This window comes from Micrococcus sp. CH7, assembly GCF_001595485.1.
Lineage (GTDB): Bacteria > Actinomycetota > Actinomycetes > Actinomycetales > Micrococcaceae > Micrococcus > Micrococcus luteus.
Window position 1 is genome coordinate 1 of record NZ_LOSQ01000024.1, and the last position, 13,974, is coordinate 13,974.

17 protein-coding genes and 1 CRISPR repeat array are annotated in these 13,974 nt (G+C 70.9%); of the genes, 5 read left to right on the forward strand and 12 right to left on the reverse strand.

Annotation, left to right across the window (positions count from 1 at the left end; all coding sequences use genetic code 11):
- Positions 1 to 71 precede the first annotated feature (71 nt).
- The 3 genes from AUV08_RS06900 to AUV08_RS06905 form a co-directional block, all read right to left on the reverse strand.
- Positions 72 to 347, reverse strand: coding sequence for a hypothetical protein (locus AUV08_RS06900; RefSeq protein ID WP_148111011.1), 276 nt, complete (start codon positions 345 to 347; stop codon positions 72 to 74).
- Between the two features lie 152 nt (positions 348 to 499).
- Entirely contained in the window at positions 500 to 676 is a 177-nt protein-coding gene (locus AUV08_RS11955) for a hypothetical protein (RefSeq protein ID WP_031943824.1), read from the reverse strand.
- A 219-nt stretch (positions 677 to 895) separates the two neighbouring features.
- Positions 896 to 2,122 (reverse strand): IS110 family transposase, encoded by a 1,227-nt coding sequence (locus AUV08_RS06905; RefSeq protein WP_061873156.1) that lies wholly within the window; start codon positions 2,120 to 2,122, stop codon positions 896 to 898.
- A 360-nt stretch (positions 2,123 to 2,482) separates the two neighbouring features.
- On the opposite strand from AUV08_RS06905, the gene AUV08_RS06910 reads away from it, so the two are divergent.
- The 4 genes from AUV08_RS06910 (at position 2,483) to AUV08_RS06925 (ending at position 5,713) form a co-directional block, all read left to right on the forward strand.
- Positions 2,483 to 2,782, forward strand: coding sequence for a hypothetical protein (locus AUV08_RS06910; protein WP_031943823.1), 300 nt, complete (start codon positions 2,483 to 2,485; stop codon positions 2,780 to 2,782).
- 3 nt (positions 2,783 to 2,785) lie between these two features.
- Positions 2,786 to 3,235: a helix-turn-helix transcriptional regulator gene (locus tag AUV08_RS06915; RefSeq protein WP_031943822.1), complete on the forward strand. Its 450-nt coding sequence runs from the start codon at positions 2,786 to 2,788 to the stop codon at positions 3,233 to 3,235.
- A 101-nt stretch (positions 3,236 to 3,336) separates the two neighbouring features.
- Positions 3,337 to 3,969, forward strand: a complete 633-nt coding sequence (locus tag AUV08_RS06920; protein ID WP_231865120.1) for an HNH endonuclease family protein — start codon at positions 3,337 to 3,339, stop codon at positions 3,967 to 3,969.
- Between the two features lie 82 nt (positions 3,970 to 4,051).
- Entirely contained in the window at positions 4,052 to 5,713 is a 1,662-nt protein-coding gene (locus tag AUV08_RS06925) for an RNA-guided endonuclease TnpB family protein (RefSeq protein WP_031943820.1), read from the forward strand.
- Between the two features lies 1 nt (position 5,714).
- A CRISPR array of direct repeats spans positions 5,715 to 5,987; the repeat unit is 29 nt; unit sequence GGAAGCCCCGCGCACGCAGGGATGAGCCC.
- Positions 5,988 to 6,136: 149 nt separating this feature from the next.
- Here AUV08_RS06925 and AUV08_RS06930 read toward each other — a convergent pair.
- From AUV08_RS06930 to AUV08_RS06945, 4 genes are all read right to left on the reverse strand, one after another.
- Positions 6,137 to 6,688, reverse strand: a complete 552-nt coding sequence (locus AUV08_RS06930; protein WP_031943819.1) for a hypothetical protein — start codon at positions 6,686 to 6,688, stop codon at positions 6,137 to 6,139.
- A gap of 28 nt (positions 6,689 to 6,716) precedes the next feature.
- On the reverse strand, positions 6,717 to 6,986 hold the full coding sequence (locus AUV08_RS06935) for a hypothetical protein (protein ID WP_031943818.1): 270 nt from the start codon (positions 6,984 to 6,986) through the stop codon (positions 6,717 to 6,719).
- A gap of 79 nt (positions 6,987 to 7,065) precedes the next feature.
- Positions 7,066 to 7,335, reverse strand: a complete 270-nt coding sequence (locus AUV08_RS06940) for a hypothetical protein (protein ID WP_031943817.1) — start codon at positions 7,333 to 7,335, stop codon at positions 7,066 to 7,068.
- A gap of 160 nt (positions 7,336 to 7,495) precedes the next feature.
- Positions 7,496 to 7,825: a DUF3846 domain-containing protein gene (locus tag AUV08_RS06945; RefSeq protein ID WP_031943816.1), complete on the reverse strand. Its 330-nt coding sequence runs from the start codon at positions 7,823 to 7,825 to the stop codon at positions 7,496 to 7,498.
- A 569-nt stretch (positions 7,826 to 8,394) separates the two neighbouring features.
- Here AUV08_RS06945 and AUV08_RS11960 point away from each other — a divergent pair.
- On the forward strand, positions 8,395 to 9,138 hold the full coding sequence (locus tag AUV08_RS11960) for a hypothetical protein (protein WP_031943813.1): 744 nt from the start codon (positions 8,395 to 8,397) through the stop codon (positions 9,136 to 9,138).
- Positions 9,139 to 9,799: 661 nt separating this feature from the next.
- On the opposite strand, the gene AUV08_RS06955 is transcribed toward AUV08_RS11960, so the two are convergent.
- From AUV08_RS06955 to AUV08_RS06975, 5 genes are all read right to left on the reverse strand, one after another.
- Positions 9,800 to 10,363: a hypothetical protein gene (locus AUV08_RS06955; protein ID WP_061867502.1), complete on the reverse strand. Its 564-nt coding sequence runs from the start codon at positions 10,361 to 10,363 to the stop codon at positions 9,800 to 9,802.
- Between the two features lie 256 nt (positions 10,364 to 10,619).
- On the reverse strand, positions 10,620 to 11,300 hold the full coding sequence (locus tag AUV08_RS06960; RefSeq protein ID WP_031943810.1) for a hypothetical protein: 681 nt from the start codon (positions 11,298 to 11,300) through the stop codon (positions 10,620 to 10,622).
- 296 nt (positions 11,301 to 11,596) lie between these two features.
- Entirely contained in the window at positions 11,597 to 11,854 is a 258-nt protein-coding gene (locus tag AUV08_RS06965) for a hypothetical protein (RefSeq protein ID WP_061873159.1), read from the reverse strand.
- A 198-nt stretch (positions 11,855 to 12,052) separates the two neighbouring features.
- Positions 12,053 to 13,030: a DUF4192 family protein gene (locus AUV08_RS06970; protein ID WP_061867501.1), complete on the reverse strand. Its 978-nt coding sequence runs from the start codon at positions 13,028 to 13,030 to the stop codon at positions 12,053 to 12,055.
- Positions 13,031 to 13,184: 154 nt separating this feature from the next.
- Complete coding sequence (locus tag AUV08_RS06975) at positions 13,185 to 13,496, reverse strand: hypothetical protein (RefSeq protein WP_061873160.1); 312 nt, start codon at positions 13,494 to 13,496, stop codon at positions 13,185 to 13,187.
- Positions 13,497 to 13,974: the final 478 nt, after the last annotated feature.

Below are 13,974 nucleotides of genomic sequence, written 5' to 3' on the forward strand. Positions count from 1 at the left end.
CTACCATCGGCCTCATACCTCCTGCGGAGACGCTCCTCCGGCCTCACTGGCACCGACCCGAGTCAACAACGTCATGCCCTCCTACACCTAGGGCGTGTCAGCACGGCGCCTGCGTGCGCGGGCACCAGCCCGTGGGCGGCGGCGTACTGGAAGCGCAGCATCTGGGCCAGGTGGGCCTGGGCTTGCATGAACGCGAGGACCTGAGCGGCGTCGGGCCGGTAGGCGGTGCCGTCGGCGGTCTGGGCGCGCACCATCTCGGGGCGGTCGTGGGCGACCCAGCGGGCCACCTCGGAATCTGTGGTCGGCAGGGACGTGGTCATCCGCCCTTGCCAGGACACCTGGATCATCAGGGACACCTCCACCCTTACGTTGATCTGACGTCAACATACTAGGTGGGCTGGCAAGTGGAGGGCAACAAGCTCTGGACGCGCGAAAGCGCCCCGCGAGGTTCCTGCGACTGTCAGATCAACGGGAAAGCGGGGCGCTTCTGGGGTCCAGTCTAGGCGACCAGCGCCGCCGGCGGGAAGGCGTCCGGGACGTCGATGAAACGACGCAGCACCTGGCAGCAGCGCCACCAATGACAGGCTGCGGTGCTCGCATGCGCGCGCTCGCTGTCGGTCACCACCTCGACGGCCTCGGCCAGGGCGGCCTCCAGGTGCTCGACCTCGATGCTCATGGCTCCTCCGATCCGCGGGTGTCCTTCACCGTGGATAAGGCGGTCGCGCGGCCGTGATGTCCCTTCTGGGTGCCAGGCAGAGCGAAGCCCTCCCGGCGCGGAGGGGGGATGGCCAGGAGGGCTTCTAAGTCGCAGGCCCTACGGGATGGGCTCACGTTCGACCTGTGCAAACCGTAGCAGGGGCAGTGGTGACGGGGGGGGGTGCCTCTATGGTTTTCGTCAAGCCGCGAGAGCGACTGATGATGGTGCTGGCGGGGCGGTCGGGTCTTGATACAGGGTGCCATCGCGGAGCATCGCGTAGAGCACGTCCGTGCGGCGCCGGGCCAGCGCGATCAGCGCCTGGTTGTGGCGTTTGCCCTGGGCTCGTTTGCGGTCGTAGTACGCCCTGGAAGGCGGGTGTGACAGCGAAGCGAACGCTGAGAGGAACAGGGCCCGCTTCAGTCGCTTGTTCCCGCCCCGGGCTACGTGCTCTCCGCGGATCGAGGTCCCGGAGCGTCGGGTGACCGGGGCGATCCCGGCGTAGGAGGCCAGATGCCCGGCATCGACGAAGTCCTTGCCCACAACTTCAGTGAGGATGCGTGCGGCGGTCCTGATCCCTACTCCGGGCATCGAGATCAGGACCGGGTGAAGAGGGTGGGCCTCCACTGCAGCCTCCACCTGGGAGGCCAGGCCGGCCCGCTGACGGGTCAGGCCGGCGAGCTGTTCTGCCAGGATCGGGACCACGGTGGCCGCGGCCTGCGTGCCGGCCACGACCACGGACTGCTCGTCCAGGGCTTGGAAGATCTGTTCCGTGAGAGAAGCGGCCAGGCGTGGGGCGTGCTTGCGCAGCCTGGCCCGCACATGCCCCGGCCCAGCCGTTCTGAGCTGTGCCGGGGTGGGGTAGCGGCCGAGAAGGTCTGCCACGGCGGGGGGGGGGATCCTGGGCCCGAGCACGCGCTCGAGCGCGGGGTGGATCTGGGTGAGGAGTCCGCGCAGCCGGTTCGAGGTCGCGGTGATCTGCGCGGCGAGGTCGTCATCGAACCCGGCGAGCATGGCCAGCTCGGCGATCTGTTCCTCATCGACTCGGATGGAGCGCAGCGTATGGGGCATCGTGCGGGCTGCTTCAGCGATGATCGCCGCGTCCTTGGCGTCGGTCTTGGCCGAGCCGGGGTGCAGGTCAGCGATCCGTCGCATCGCCAGCCCGGGCAGGTACGCCACCTCAACGCCGTCGCAGGCCTGGGCCACGGCCACGGGCAGGGCGCCGATCGTGGCCGGTTGATCGACGACGAGCAGCGCGGGCCCGTGGGCGCGGGCGAGCTCGTCGAGGATGCCGCGTAGGCGGGTCTCGTCGTTGGGCAAGGCCTTGTCGTAGACCTTTTTCCCGGCCGCGGTGAGGGCCACGGCGTGGTGCTCGGCCTTGCCGACGTCAAGGCCGATGAACACGGCCGGGTGCTGCTGTGCTGTCATGATCGTTCCCTTCTGGTGCGCCGGTGGCGTGTGCTGGCCGGCCGGGAGGTGATCACGCTCGGCATCCACGTTACGAAGGCCCTTGTCAGCCGGGTCCTGCCTCTATCAGCGATCCGTGACCACCGGACCGGTCCTGGGTGACAACACCCCCCGGATCATGGATGACTGGGGGCAAACGATCATGCCCAGGACCGGCCGGTCAGCACTCCCTGATCCTGCCGGATCCAGGAGCCACGAAGAAGGTAACGGGGGGGTTGTGGATAAGGGTTGCGGGTGTATGGCGTGACGCGTATGGTTTGACGTGTATCGCTAGACCTACGTGAGGTGATTCTGTCGCCTCCAGATTGAGAGAGCACCCCCATGACCACCTTCTACTACTCCGTCAACGAGATGGCTCGGCAAGCCGGCTTCACCTCGCCCTCCACCTGGACCCGCATCAAGAACGACCTGCGCGCCCCCGACGCCGTCATGGTCAGCAAGATCCAGGGCGCCGGCTGGACCCTGGACAGCTGGGAGGACGCCGCCAACAACGAGCTGCACACCCGTCGCGAGCCCCTGATGAAGGCCATCACCCGCCTGCGCCTCGAGGAGGAGGCCCTGCGTCAGGAGTACGGCGTGACCGACCAGGACGAGCCGGCCGACCAGAAGGCGGAGGGCTGAGCCATGAACGCTATCGAGCTGAAGTGCCGCCGAGAGGCCCTCGGTCTGTCCCGCGACGCCCTCGCCGACACCCTGGGTGTCGCGGAGAAGAGCATCACCCGCTGGGAGTTCGGCAAGAACCCGCCGCGGGACTGGTCCTGGATCGACTCGGCCATGACCCGCCTGGAGGACTACCGCGAGCGCCTCGTGGAGGAGCTGATCGCCGAGACCTTGCGCGTGCATGAGCAGGCCGGTGCCGCGCTGATGTTGACCTACGCTTCCCGCGGTTCCTTCTACAGGTGGTTGCCGGAGATGGAGGAGCCGGACATGGGTGATGGCATCGAGGTGATTCCCGTGGAGCTGCACCGGGCGGCTACCGCCGAGGCCGCGCGCCGGCTGCGGGTGAGCCATGGGCTGCACGCTGTGATCGAGGCTGTGCCCACTCTGCAGGAGCGTGCGGGGGCGGGCTCGTGAGCGTGCGTCGATGGGTCTCGGGCGTCGTCGCCGTGGTGGCTGCTCTGGGTGTGGTTGGCGCCGTCGGGGGTGGATATGTGCAGGGGGTCCAGGTGCCAGAGGTGAAGCTTCCCAAGGTGGCGCTGCCCAGCGGAGGGGAGCTGCCTTCACTCGGCGACACGTCCCCGACGCCGGCGGCCGGCCCGGTCGGGGGCCAGCTCGAGCAGCTGGCCCTGACCTCCGCGGCACCGGCCAGCGCCTACACGCGAGACGCGTTCGGCCAGCGCTGGGCGGACGTGGACCGCAACGGCTGTGACACCCGCAACGACGTGCTGCGGCGCGACCTGACACAGGTGCAGATCAAGCCCGGCACGCGGGGGTGCAAGGTGCTTTCCGGCCAGCTCGTGGACCCCTACAGCGGCGCTACGATCCCCTTCTCCTCCCAGGACTCCCAGGCCGTGCATATCGACCACACGGTCTCCCTTGCCGATGCCTGGGCCTCCGGGGCGTGGGCGTGGGACGAGTCCCAGCGCACGGCGTTCGCCAACGACCCGGCGAATCTGCTGGCCGTGGATGGGCCGGCGAACACCTCGAAGTCGGATGCGACCGCGGCGGACTGGCTGCCGGACACCGTTGCGGGCCGATGTGAGCTCGTGGAGCACCAGGTGGTGGTGAAGGCCAAGTGGGGGCTGAGCGTCACCGAGCGCGAGCGCGCGGCGATGCGCAGGGTGTTGGCCTCCTGCCCGGCTGGGTGAGCGAGGCCGTAACGTGTCCGGGGGGTGGGTGACCATGCCCCTGAACGGATGGACGATGCTGGCGCAGGAGGAGGTGTGAGCGATGACGACTACCACGGGTACCGACCTGGCCCCGAGGCTGCGCGCGTTCAAGCACCGCCTGGACCCCAACCCCGCCCAGGCCACCCTGCTGGCCCAGTACGCCGGCGCCGCGCGCGTGGCCTACAACATGCTCATCGCCCACAACCGGGCCGCCCTGGCCGCCGGTGCCGCCCGTCGCACCGAGCTGGCCGAGAGCGGGCTGGCCGGCCCCGAGCTGGCCGCGCGCATGAAGGCCGAGCGCGCCGCCGACCCCACCCTCCGCGTGGCCAGCTACCAGTCGTACTCCACGGCCCACCTGACCCCGCTGATCCGCCGCCACCGTGAGGCCGCCGCCGCGATCGCCGCCGGTGCCGACCCGGCCGAAGCGTGGACCGACGAGCGATACGCCGAGCCCTGGATGCACACCGTGCCCCGCCGCGTCCTGGTCTCCGGCCTCCAGAACGCCGCGAAGGCCACCGAGAACTGGATGGCCTCCGCCTCCGGTACGCGCGCCGGCGTGCGCGTCGGCCTGCCGCGGTTCAAGAAGAAGGGCCGGTCCCGGGACAGCTTCACCATCCCCGCCCCCGAGGTCATCGGCGCCGCGGGCACCCCCTACAAGCGCGGCGAGCCCCGCCGCGGGGTGATCACCGACCACCGGCACCTGCGCCTGGCCTCCCTGGGGACCATCCGCACCTACGACAAGACCAGCCGCCTGGTCCGCGCCTGCCGCCGCGGCGCCCAGATCCGGTCCATGACCATCTCCCAGGCGGGCGGACGGTGGTACGCCTCGATCCTCGTTGCCGACCCCACCCCCATCCGGACCGGGCCCAGCCGTCGCCAGCGCGCCAACGGCGCCGTCGGCGTGGACCTGGGGGTCAAGCACCTGGCCGCCCTCTCCACCGGCGAGGTCATCGACAACGGCCGCCCCGGTGCCCGCCAGGCTGCCCGCCTGACCCGTCTCCAGCGCGCCTACGCCCGCACCCAGCCCGGCTCGAACCGCCGCGAGCGCGTGCGCCGGCAGATCGCGGCACTCCAGCACGGGATCGCCCTACGTCGGGCGGGGCTGCTGCATCAGGTGTCCACGAGACTGGCGACGGACTTCGCGGTGGTCGCCCTGGAGGACCTGAACGTGGCGGGGATGACCCGTTCGGCCCGCGGGACGCTCGAGGCGCCGGGTAGGAACGTGGCTGCCAAGTCCGGGTTGAACCGGGCGATCCTGGATGCCGGGCTGGGGATGCTGCGTCGGCAGCTGGACTACAAGACCTCCTGGGCAGGGTCCCAGGTGAAGATGATCGACCGATTCGCGCCCTCCTCGAAGGCGTGCTCGCGCTGCGGGACAGTCAAATCCACGCTGTCCCTGGCCGAGCGGACCTTCGAGTGCGAGGCCTGCCACCTGGTGATCGACCGCGACGTGAACGCCGCGATCAACATCCGGGCGTGGGCTGTGCAGGAGGAGCGTGGAGCAGGGGTCGAGCTCGCCCGAGGCCGTCGGGAGAGTCGAAACGGACGTGGAGCTGCTGTCTCGGGCCCGCCATCTGGCGGGGCCGCGGGGCAGGGGCGTGGAAGCGTCAAGCCCGCACCCCAGGGTGTGGGCATGTCCAGCCGGGCAACTGGCTGGTCATCCCAACCCCCCTCAACCGAAGGGGAAAGCGCAGAGCGCGGAGCATCCGCCCTGGCCAGGTAGTGGAAGCCCCGCGCACGCAGGGATGAGCCCTGGAAGGACCAGGCAGCATGAACGACAGCAAGGGAAGCCCCGCGCACGCAGGGATGAGCCCAGGGTCAGCACACTGGCCACGGCCTCGTCGTCGGAAGCCCCGCGCACGCAGGGATGAGCCCTGGGGCGGCTACTACGGGCACGTCATGGTTCTGGAAGCCCCGCGCACGCAGGGATGAGCCCACGGGCACGTCGTCAAAGTCGGTGAGCCCGTCGGAAGCTCCGCCCGCGCAGGGATGAGCCAGACTCCCAGGGGCATTCACGGCTCCTGGGTTGAGCTGTCGTAGGGATCTGGGCTGGTCCCCGGTCCTTCCTAGACGCCAGCCAGTGCTCGTGACAGCTGCGGGTGTCGTGGAGGTGCTGCGGGGACGTGTCGCGGTGTCCGCGGGATGCTCAGCTGGAGGGCTCGGGGACGGTGGCCTCGCACTGGACCATGGGCATGCCCTTGGGGTCGCCGGTCTGGGCGTCCAGGGGGGCGGTGGTGCCGTCGGCGATGATCTCGCAGTGCAGGTCGCCGGCGGCGGGTAGCTGCGGGACGTTGGCGATCACCTGGATCTTTTCACCGGGCTTGGCCTGGGTGCGCAGGGTCAGGGGGGTGGTGCCGGCGGGCTCGGCGGGGATGGTCTCGTTGGTGTGGGTGTCCGCGCCGGTGCCGCCCACGAAGAGGTTCACGCCGCCGCGGGCTGCCGTGGTGGTGGTGCCGTCGCGGGGGATCCACTGGATGCGGATCTGCACGTCCACGGGCTTGGCGGGGGCCGAGCTGGAGGGACGTGTCGTGGGGGTGGCCGAGCTGGCGGCCGCAGTGGGTGCCGTGGTGCTGCTCGCGGCTGCCGTGGGGGCCGCGCTCGCGCTCGTCGACGGGGCAGGAGCAGGTGTGGCGGTGCACCCCTGGAGGGCGAGGCCGGCCAGGGCCAGGGGGAGCAGGATCAGGGGGCGGGTGCGCATCAGGGGGTCTCCTTCGGTGCGGGGCGGATCAGGCGTCCAGGATGGTGATGGTGGCCCCGGGCTCCAAGCGCTCGAGGTCGGCCGCGGTGAGGACCGCGAGGTTGTGCTCCAGGCTCGCCTCGCGGACGTCGCCGGTGTCGGGGAGGCGGCAGGCGCGGTGCAGGGACTGCTCCAGCGCGGTGATCGCGGACGGGTCGGCGTGGCGGACGTGGCGGATCAGGCCGCCGACGGTGCCCTCGAAGGACTCGTCGGAGCCGTGGGGGGTGATCAGGATGCGGGAGCGGGCGTTCAGGGGCATGGGGTCTCCTGGGGGCGTGGAGGTCGTGATGGTCATCCTGCCCGCCCTCCCGCCGGTGTGGCGGGAGGGCGGGGGAGGCTCAGCGGATCACCAGGACGGGGCCGGTGATGATCTCGCGGGCGTCGAAGCCGGCGTCGTGGATCATCTCGGTGGCCGTGGAGTTGAACGGGCGGGAGGAACTGTGGCGGGCGTCGGCCCAGAGCGACCAGTCGCCGTCCATGCCGTCGTAGTCGCCGGGGTTGTAGACCTCAGCGGTGGCGCCCAGCAGGCGGTCGACGTCGGCGGGGATGGTGTGAAGCTCGACGTCGGCGGTGGTGCCGTCGGGGTGGATCATCGTGGCCTTGGTCATCGGAGTCCCTTTCGTCGGGGGTGCGGGGGTCCGGATAACCCCTGCTGATGTGTATAACCATACACGCGCAAGAGGGACGGCGCAACAGGGGCGTGGGATTCGTGGGTGGCCCCGGCGCGGCCGGGGCGGGCGGGCCGCGGGGCCCGCCCGCCCGTGGGGCTCAGTCGTCGAGGCCGAGCCGCTCGCGCAGAGCCTTGGTGGGGGGCAGGTAGGTCTCCCCGTCGTCGGCCAGGTCGCCGGTGATCAGCACCGGGCCGACGATGACGTCGTCCGGGGCGAGGATGGTCAGCTCGTGGACGATCCGGTGACCCTTGGAGTTGACCGGCAGGCCGGCGATCTTGCCCTCCTCGTTGAGCCAGATGGTGTGGTCGCCATCGTCGGAGGACAGGGCCTCCACGTAGCCGCCGACGTGCTGCTGGAAGTCCTCCAGGCCGTTGACCTGCTCCTCGGTGACGTCGCCGGTGGGGGTGATCAGGATTGCGTTGGCCATGATGGCTGTCCCTTCTATGGGGTGCGGGGATCCGGGTGATCCCTGCTGATGTGTCTAACCATACACATACGCGGGCGGATGTGCAAATCCCTGCATCGCATCGGCCGCCGGCTGTGCCACGGATGCAGCCGGCCCCGCATCTCCGCGACACGTCCCCGGCGTGCCGCGAGCGCGGGGCCAGGGTGGGCCCCGCGCTCGCGGGCGGGGGGTCAGCCCAGGGCGGTACCGAGCTCGTGGTGGGCGACCTTGTCCAGGGCCGCGACCAGCTCGGGGTGCAGCTGGGTGATTCTCCACAATTCCATGTCTGACATGGAGTGATTCACACGCGCCCCGCCATGTGACAGCTATGTGACAGATCCTGCGAGCCCGCCCAGCGCTACCCGTAGCACGCCCCCTCGCCGCCACACGGTGGCTAGCCCCCTTCGTCCCGCCTGCCCTCTCCCGCCAGAGTCGCCAGCCGACGCGTTGGCAACTACCGCTCTACCGCAGGGCAGGTTGTCATCACCTTATGGGTTATCCCGGTGCCCCCGCCCCTTACCCGCCCGCCGGAGCCTTACTAGGCTCCTGCTATGACATCCACCACTCCGGAGAGCGCCGACAAACCCCCCTTACCTGACGTGCTGCCCTTCGACGACTTCGCCATGGACTGCTACTTAGATGAGATTCAGCGCCATGTCGGCCGAGCGTTGAATGCTGCGCGGTTGATGGACAAGGCCATAGCGATGCGCCGGAGCCTGGGTTTCAACGTTCCACCTTCGCCTAGTAGCAACGCCGAGGGGCAACGTCTTCACGAAAAAGCCTTCGATCATGCTGAAACCGTGGTTAGCGAAACGGCCATGGTTGCCCAGCTGATTTGGCCAAAGACTAAGAATGGGCAGATGGGTCCGGGTGAGACTAGGCCCGAACGCGATCAGCGGATGAAGTTCGCCGAAGGGAGAGGGGCAGCGATTCGAGAAGCCCTCTCTGTCCCAGAGGACAGCCCGATCCGCTCGCGAGCGCTACGCAACAGCATCGAACATTTCGATGAGCGACTGGACAGGCTCATGATGTATCCCCCTCGGATCATCCTCCGCAACAACATCGGGTCTAAAGACATGATCACCGGGATTGAAGGGCTCGAAGAAATGCACTTGCACCACTTCAACCCAGAGGACGGCCAGTACACAATCCTTGGCGAGTCCGTCTCTCTCCCTGACGTCACACGGGCTCTTCAGGCACTCGACCGCCAGGTAGTAGCGGCGAAGGAACGTCTAGCAGCTCGGCACTGGTCCGCGACGCGTAGGCCTTGGGACCCTGGGGGCCCGCACCTGTAGGCGCGAGGCCCCCAGCCCGGGACCAGGGCTAACCGCTCACGGTCCATCCCCCATCCCCAGCTGTGCGAGCGTGGGCAGTTCGTCGACCAGACTGGCCAGGTGGGCCCGCCGCCTGGTCTCGCCAGCTCTGCCGACGCGCCCGACGCGGTGAGGGGGGCACGCCTGTCCGGGCCAATCCTGATGTGTCTCCTGAAGTGTCTCCTTGGGGGACTCCCAGAGTCCCCCCGTGCGGGACTCTGGGAGTCCCCCGTTCCAGACTCTGCGAGTCCCCCACCCGATGGGCTCGGCCGGTTGTCTACGGCTCTGGGATCAGCGCGGGGAACCCGTCGCCAGGTGACCGCCCTTCCCTCCCCGACCGGCTCGAACTGGTATAGCGGGTCCAGGTTCAGGGCGTACTCGGCGCGCACGCGCGGGCGGGCCTGTCCACTAGATGTGATGACGCCCTTCCGAACCAGCTTGGTGATGACACGTTGCGTCTGCCGACGGACGGATTCAGGGTCAGCCCCGGGCTTCCAGTACCCCAGCGCCGCCGCGAGCGCTTCCCATCCGCCGTAGTACAGCGGGGGTGCCCCGTCGTCACGGGCGGTGAGCGCCATGCGGACCGCGGCATTCATGTCCCCCGGGGTCAGGTGCTGGGACCACTCGGCATAGAGGGTCAAGGCTAGTCGCGCCCCCACGGCTCACCACCCCCCGCGGCCGGGCCGCCACCGAACCCGCCTGCCCGCAGGTCCGCCGCGGCCGCCCGGTAGTCCCCGCCATGATGCAGCAGCGCATATGCCTGAAACGGACTGTAGGGACGGCCCGGCTGAAACGGGGCCGCAGATGTGCTGAACACGAACAGTCGGTCCGCCTCGGAAGCGTGGCCCGTGGTCGCAGAGTGCCCCGGGGACCGCTTGCCAGGGTGCGCCCATCGGCGCTCGTGGCCATGCGTGGAGGGGCCGGTGCTGACGTCGAGGGCGCGGGCGCCGGCGCGGAAGGTGTGGGTGCCATCGGAGCCGGTCAGCTCCAGGCACTGCTGACGGGCGCGCGCGGCGGCGGCGGGGGCCGCGAGGGCGTGGGCCTGGCGGCGCTGGTCCTCCAGAGTGGCCACGGCCTGGCGGCGCCGGGCGCGGTCGTCGCAGTCCTCGCCCCACGGGTCGGGCTGGCACATCACGTCGCCGCACTCCGGGCAGGGCTCGAAGGCGGAGGGCAGGGAGTCGAGGTCGAGAAGGTGGTGCTCAGGCATCGGAGGTGCCTCCTTGGTCGGGGTGCCGGGGGCCTCATGCCCCCCGCTACGTGTCCAACCATACACATACAACGGCGCGCGCACAACACCACCCGCGAGCGCAGGTCCACGCGCCTGTGGTCGTGACGCGGAGGGGACGGGGACGTGCCGCGATCCAGGGGAGCCGGCAGCAGCTCGATGCAGCCGGCAGCTCAGCTTCACGACACGTCCCCGGGATGCCGCGAGCGCGGGAGCCCCCGCGCTCGCGGCCTGCCGGTCAGGCGGTGGGCAGGGCGGCCAGGCTGTCGCGGTCGGCCAGGGCGGCGGCATCGCGGGCGGCCGGCGTGTAGCCGTCCAGGGGGGCGACGTAGGCGCGTCCGTGTGCCCAGGTGCCGATGCTCCAGCCGATCAGGTCCAGTGCGCCGTGCACGCCGTGGATCCGCTGGCGCAGGTAGCGGGTGCCGTGGAGGCGGCCACCGCCGCTCAGCACGTCCATCAGCAGCCCGGGCAGGCCCAGGGTCGCGGGCAGGGCGGGCAGCTCGACGCCGGGGCCGGGGGCCTGGGGGATGGCGGGAGTGGGCACGCCGGGGGCGGCGAGGTTGGCGAACGTCCAGCGCTCGCGGCCGCCGACGACGTCGACGTGGACGCGGTCGGCGGTGGCGGTGACGTTGACCGGGGTCTCGGGCAGGGGGAGCGCGTCCAGATGGCGCATCAGCTGGGAGACGTCCAGGGCGCACAGCACCACCGGCGGCAGGCCCGCGAGCGCGGCGGGGGCCGGGCGGTCGGAGTCGGCGTAGGCGCAGGCGTAGGCGTCCTCGTGGGTGCTGATCACGCGCAGGGCGTTCTCCGGGAGCACCTCCAGGTGGACGGGGCCGCGGTGGGGGGAGACGCGGGCGGCGAGGGAGCCGGCGCTCAGGGCTGCGCGCAGGGAGCCGGAGGAATAGATGTGCTTGGACATGGGGGCCTCCTTGGCCGTCGGGGTGCCGGGGGCCTCATGCCCCCCGCGACGTGTCCAACCATACACATACCCCGGCGCGTGCACAACACCATCCGCGAGCGCGGGCCGGCGCGCCATCGGTCGTGTCACAGGAAGGGCGGGGACGTGTCGCGGTCCCCGGGAGTCGGCAGCAGCTCGATGCAGCCGGCAGCTCATCTCCGCGACACGTCCCCACGCGGCAGCGGGCGCGGGACCCGCCCGCGCTCGCGGCCAGGGGTGACGACGGGGGCGGCGCGTGCGCGCCGCCCCCGTCGTGCTCAGTCGCCGTACACCTCGGCGGCGGGCATGCAGTAGGGGCCGCCGTCTCCGTGCCACTGGTCGGAGAGGGTGTGGACGGTGCGCCCGCGCATGCCGTTGTGGGCCACCGAGTAGGTCCCACGGCTGGGGTCGATCGCGGTCACGGTCCCGTCGGCGTAGCTGATGCAGTGGCCCAGCTGGATGCGGTCGACGATGACCACCTCCTGGCCGATGTGCACGTTCTGGGAGGTGCAGATGGTGGTCTGGTCGGTGTCCATGTCGGGCCTCCTGGCCGCTCGGGGTGCCGGGGGCCTCATGCCCCCCGCTGCGTGTATAACCATACACAAGCGCGGCCGAGCGGGCAACAGCGATTTATGCAGCGCCCGCCCACGCGTGGGCCGGTCTACGCTGGCGGGCGTGCACCGTCTCCACGGGCACCGGGGGGCCAGCGTTACGCGCTGGCCCCCCGGTCACGCTCAGCGGCCCTCAGCGGCCCGCGTGTGCTTGCCCCAGGCCCACGCCGGGTCGGTGGCCACGACGGCCACGGGCGTGGCCCGCGTCATCCGGCGCACGGCGCGCACGTGCGGGTGGTGCGGGGCGCATCGCTCGGCGAGGTTCAGGCGGCCATCGGCCACCGCTCCTGCGCCTCGGATCCAGGCCACGTAGGCCAGCACCGCCAGCGCCCCGGCGCAGGCGTGGCCCGGGCCGAGGGCCACGGCGGCGTTGAGCACCGTCTCGGCCTCCACGCTCGCCTTCCAGCGCAGACCGTGCGGGAACTCGCCCCGGGTGAAGTCCACCGCCTCCAGCCGGTTCGGGGCCGTACAGGCCACCAGCGCCGCGATCAGATACTCCGGGTCACGGTGGTTCAGGGTGGCCAGCACGACGGCGGCGGCCCCGGCGTCGTTCTGATCCTTCAGCAGGCGGTTGATGCCCTCGATCAGCGCCGGAGCGTCCGCGTGCATGTCCGTCAGCGTGGCCGCGTGAGCCGCCACGGCCTCCGTCAGGGCGTCCGACTTGCTCGGGGTGGCGGTGGGGTACTCGGCCCGCGCGCCGTCGAGCAGGGCCAGGTGCAGGCCCAGCGTGGAGGTGCCCGGGGCGTAGGCCACGGCCTCGCCCGTGCCCAGGTTGGTGCACATGCGCCCGTCCACGTGGATCAGCCCCTCCACGCTCAGACCGTGGCCGGTCAGGATGGACTCCAGCTCGAGCCAGCGCAGGGCGCGGTCCTCCGGGCCGTAGCCGATCAGGAAGACGCGCGTGCAGTTGGCGGAGCGCATGCTGGCGGCGATCACTCCGGCCATGGTGGCGGGGGCGGCGACATCGTCAAGGCGCATCACCGGCCCCAGCCGCGAGCCCTTCAGGCCGATGGCCACCACGGAATCCGCGGGGGTGGACGGCAGGGCGGCGGCGGCGTAGTCGGTCAGATCGAGCGGGGTGCGGGCGGTCAGAGCATCCATCGTGTCCTCCTAGAGGGGTGCGGGGGGCCTGGTGCCCCCTGCTGAGTCAAACCATACACAAGAAAAGCCGGGACGGCAACGTTGAGTATGGCGGCGATATGGCGAACGTATGGCATCGCCCTGCCCCGCCGCGAGGCGGGGCAGGGAGTCGGAATCAGCGAGGATCGGAGGCCGGAGCGCCCCAGACCGAGCGCGCGGCACGTGTTGCGCCGAGCACCAGGCGCGCGGTGACACGCGCGGCGGTGGTGAGCATCAGGGCGAGCACCAGCGCACACCACAGGGCAAAGGCGATCAGGGCCGGCGTGGACAGCGCGGGCACGTACACCGGCGCCAGCCCCCCGAGCGCGGCGACGAAGATCAGGACGGAGCCGACGCACAAGGCGTGCCGGGCGATGAGCGCGCAGCGGTCGAGTCGGGCCGTCAGGGTGGCACGGGTGGTGGGGCGACGGGTGCGAGCACGTTTCACGGTGTCCTCCTTGAGGGGTGCAGGGGGCCGGTTGCCTCCCGCTGAGTCAAACCATACACGCGTTGTGGTGTGGGCGCAATCGGTTGTGTGGTGTTGTTTGTGGTGGGGGTGTGGTGGTGTTATGGCATGGGCGGGGGTGGGGGCTGCGCGGCCCGCCCGGCCCCCGGCCCCCCGGCCCCCGGCCCCTCGGCCCCCCTGGCTCGGTGTGGGGGCGTCTGAGGGCCGTTCGGGGTGCGGGTGGGATTGTGGGGGTGCAGGGGTGGGAACGGGGCGCAGGCGGGCGCACAGCGGCCCGTGGTGCGCCCAGCTGACCCCCTCCCGTCCTCGGCCCGCCGTTCAGGAACCCTCCCGGCGGCGCGTCAGCGCCCGCCGTGCCCCACCTACCGATGGGCACCCAACGCGCGGGGCACCCAACCGGCGCGCGGAGCGCGCCAGGCGAGCGGAGCGAGCCGGCCCCGCGCCAGCGGGGCGAGGGCCC

What these genes read in the sequence shown, in the direction of transcription:
- AUV08_RS06900 (WP_148111011.1), bottom strand. Translation starts at nt 347, where the DNA reads ATGATCCAGGTGTCCTGGCAAGGGCGGATGACCACGTCCCTGCCGACC.
- AUV08_RS11955 (WP_031943824.1), bottom strand. Translation starts at nt 676, where the DNA reads ATGAGCATCGAGGTCGAGCACCTGGAGGCCGCCCTGGCCGAGGCCGTC.
- AUV08_RS06905 (WP_061873156.1), bottom strand. Translation starts at nt 2,122, where the DNA reads ATGACAGCACAGCAGCACCCGGCCGTGTTCATCGGCCTTGACGTCGGC.
- AUV08_RS06910 (WP_031943823.1), top strand. Translation starts at nt 2,483, where the DNA reads ATGACCACCTTCTACTACTCCGTCAACGAGATGGCTCGGCAAGCCGGC.
- AUV08_RS06915 (WP_031943822.1), top strand. Translation starts at nt 2,786, where the DNA reads ATGAACGCTATCGAGCTGAAGTGCCGCCGAGAGGCCCTCGGTCTGTCC.
- AUV08_RS06925 (WP_031943820.1), top strand. Translation starts at nt 4,052, where the DNA reads ATGACGACTACCACGGGTACCGACCTGGCCCCGAGGCTGCGCGCGTTC.
- AUV08_RS06930 (WP_031943819.1), bottom strand. Translation starts at nt 6,688, where the DNA reads ATGCGCACCCGCCCCCTGATCCTGCTCCCCCTGGCCCTGGCCGGCCTC.
- AUV08_RS06935 (WP_031943818.1), bottom strand. Translation starts at nt 6,986, where the DNA reads ATGCCCCTGAACGCCCGCTCCCGCATCCTGATCACCCCCCACGGCTCC.
- AUV08_RS06940 (WP_031943817.1), bottom strand. Translation starts at nt 7,335, where the DNA reads ATGACCAAGGCCACGATGATCCACCCCGACGGCACCACCGCCGACGTC.
- AUV08_RS06945 (WP_031943816.1), bottom strand. Translation starts at nt 7,825, where the DNA reads ATGGCCAACGCAATCCTGATCACCCCCACCGGCGACGTCACCGAGGAG.
- AUV08_RS11960 (WP_031943813.1), top strand. Translation starts at nt 8,395, where the DNA reads ATGACATCCACCACTCCGGAGAGCGCCGACAAACCCCCCTTACCTGAC.
- AUV08_RS06955 (WP_061867502.1), bottom strand. Translation starts at nt 10,363, where the DNA reads ATGCCTGAGCACCACCTTCTCGACCTCGACTCCCTGCCCTCCGCCTTC.
- AUV08_RS06960 (WP_031943810.1), bottom strand. Translation starts at nt 11,300, where the DNA reads ATGTCCAAGCACATCTATTCCTCCGGCTCCCTGCGCGCAGCCCTGAGC.
- AUV08_RS06965 (WP_061873159.1), bottom strand. Translation starts at nt 11,854, where the DNA reads ATGGACACCGACCAGACCACCATCTGCACCTCCCAGAACGTGCACATC.
- AUV08_RS06970 (WP_061867501.1), bottom strand. Translation starts at nt 13,030, where the DNA reads ATGGATGCTCTGACCGCCCGCACCCCGCTCGATCTGACCGACTACGCC.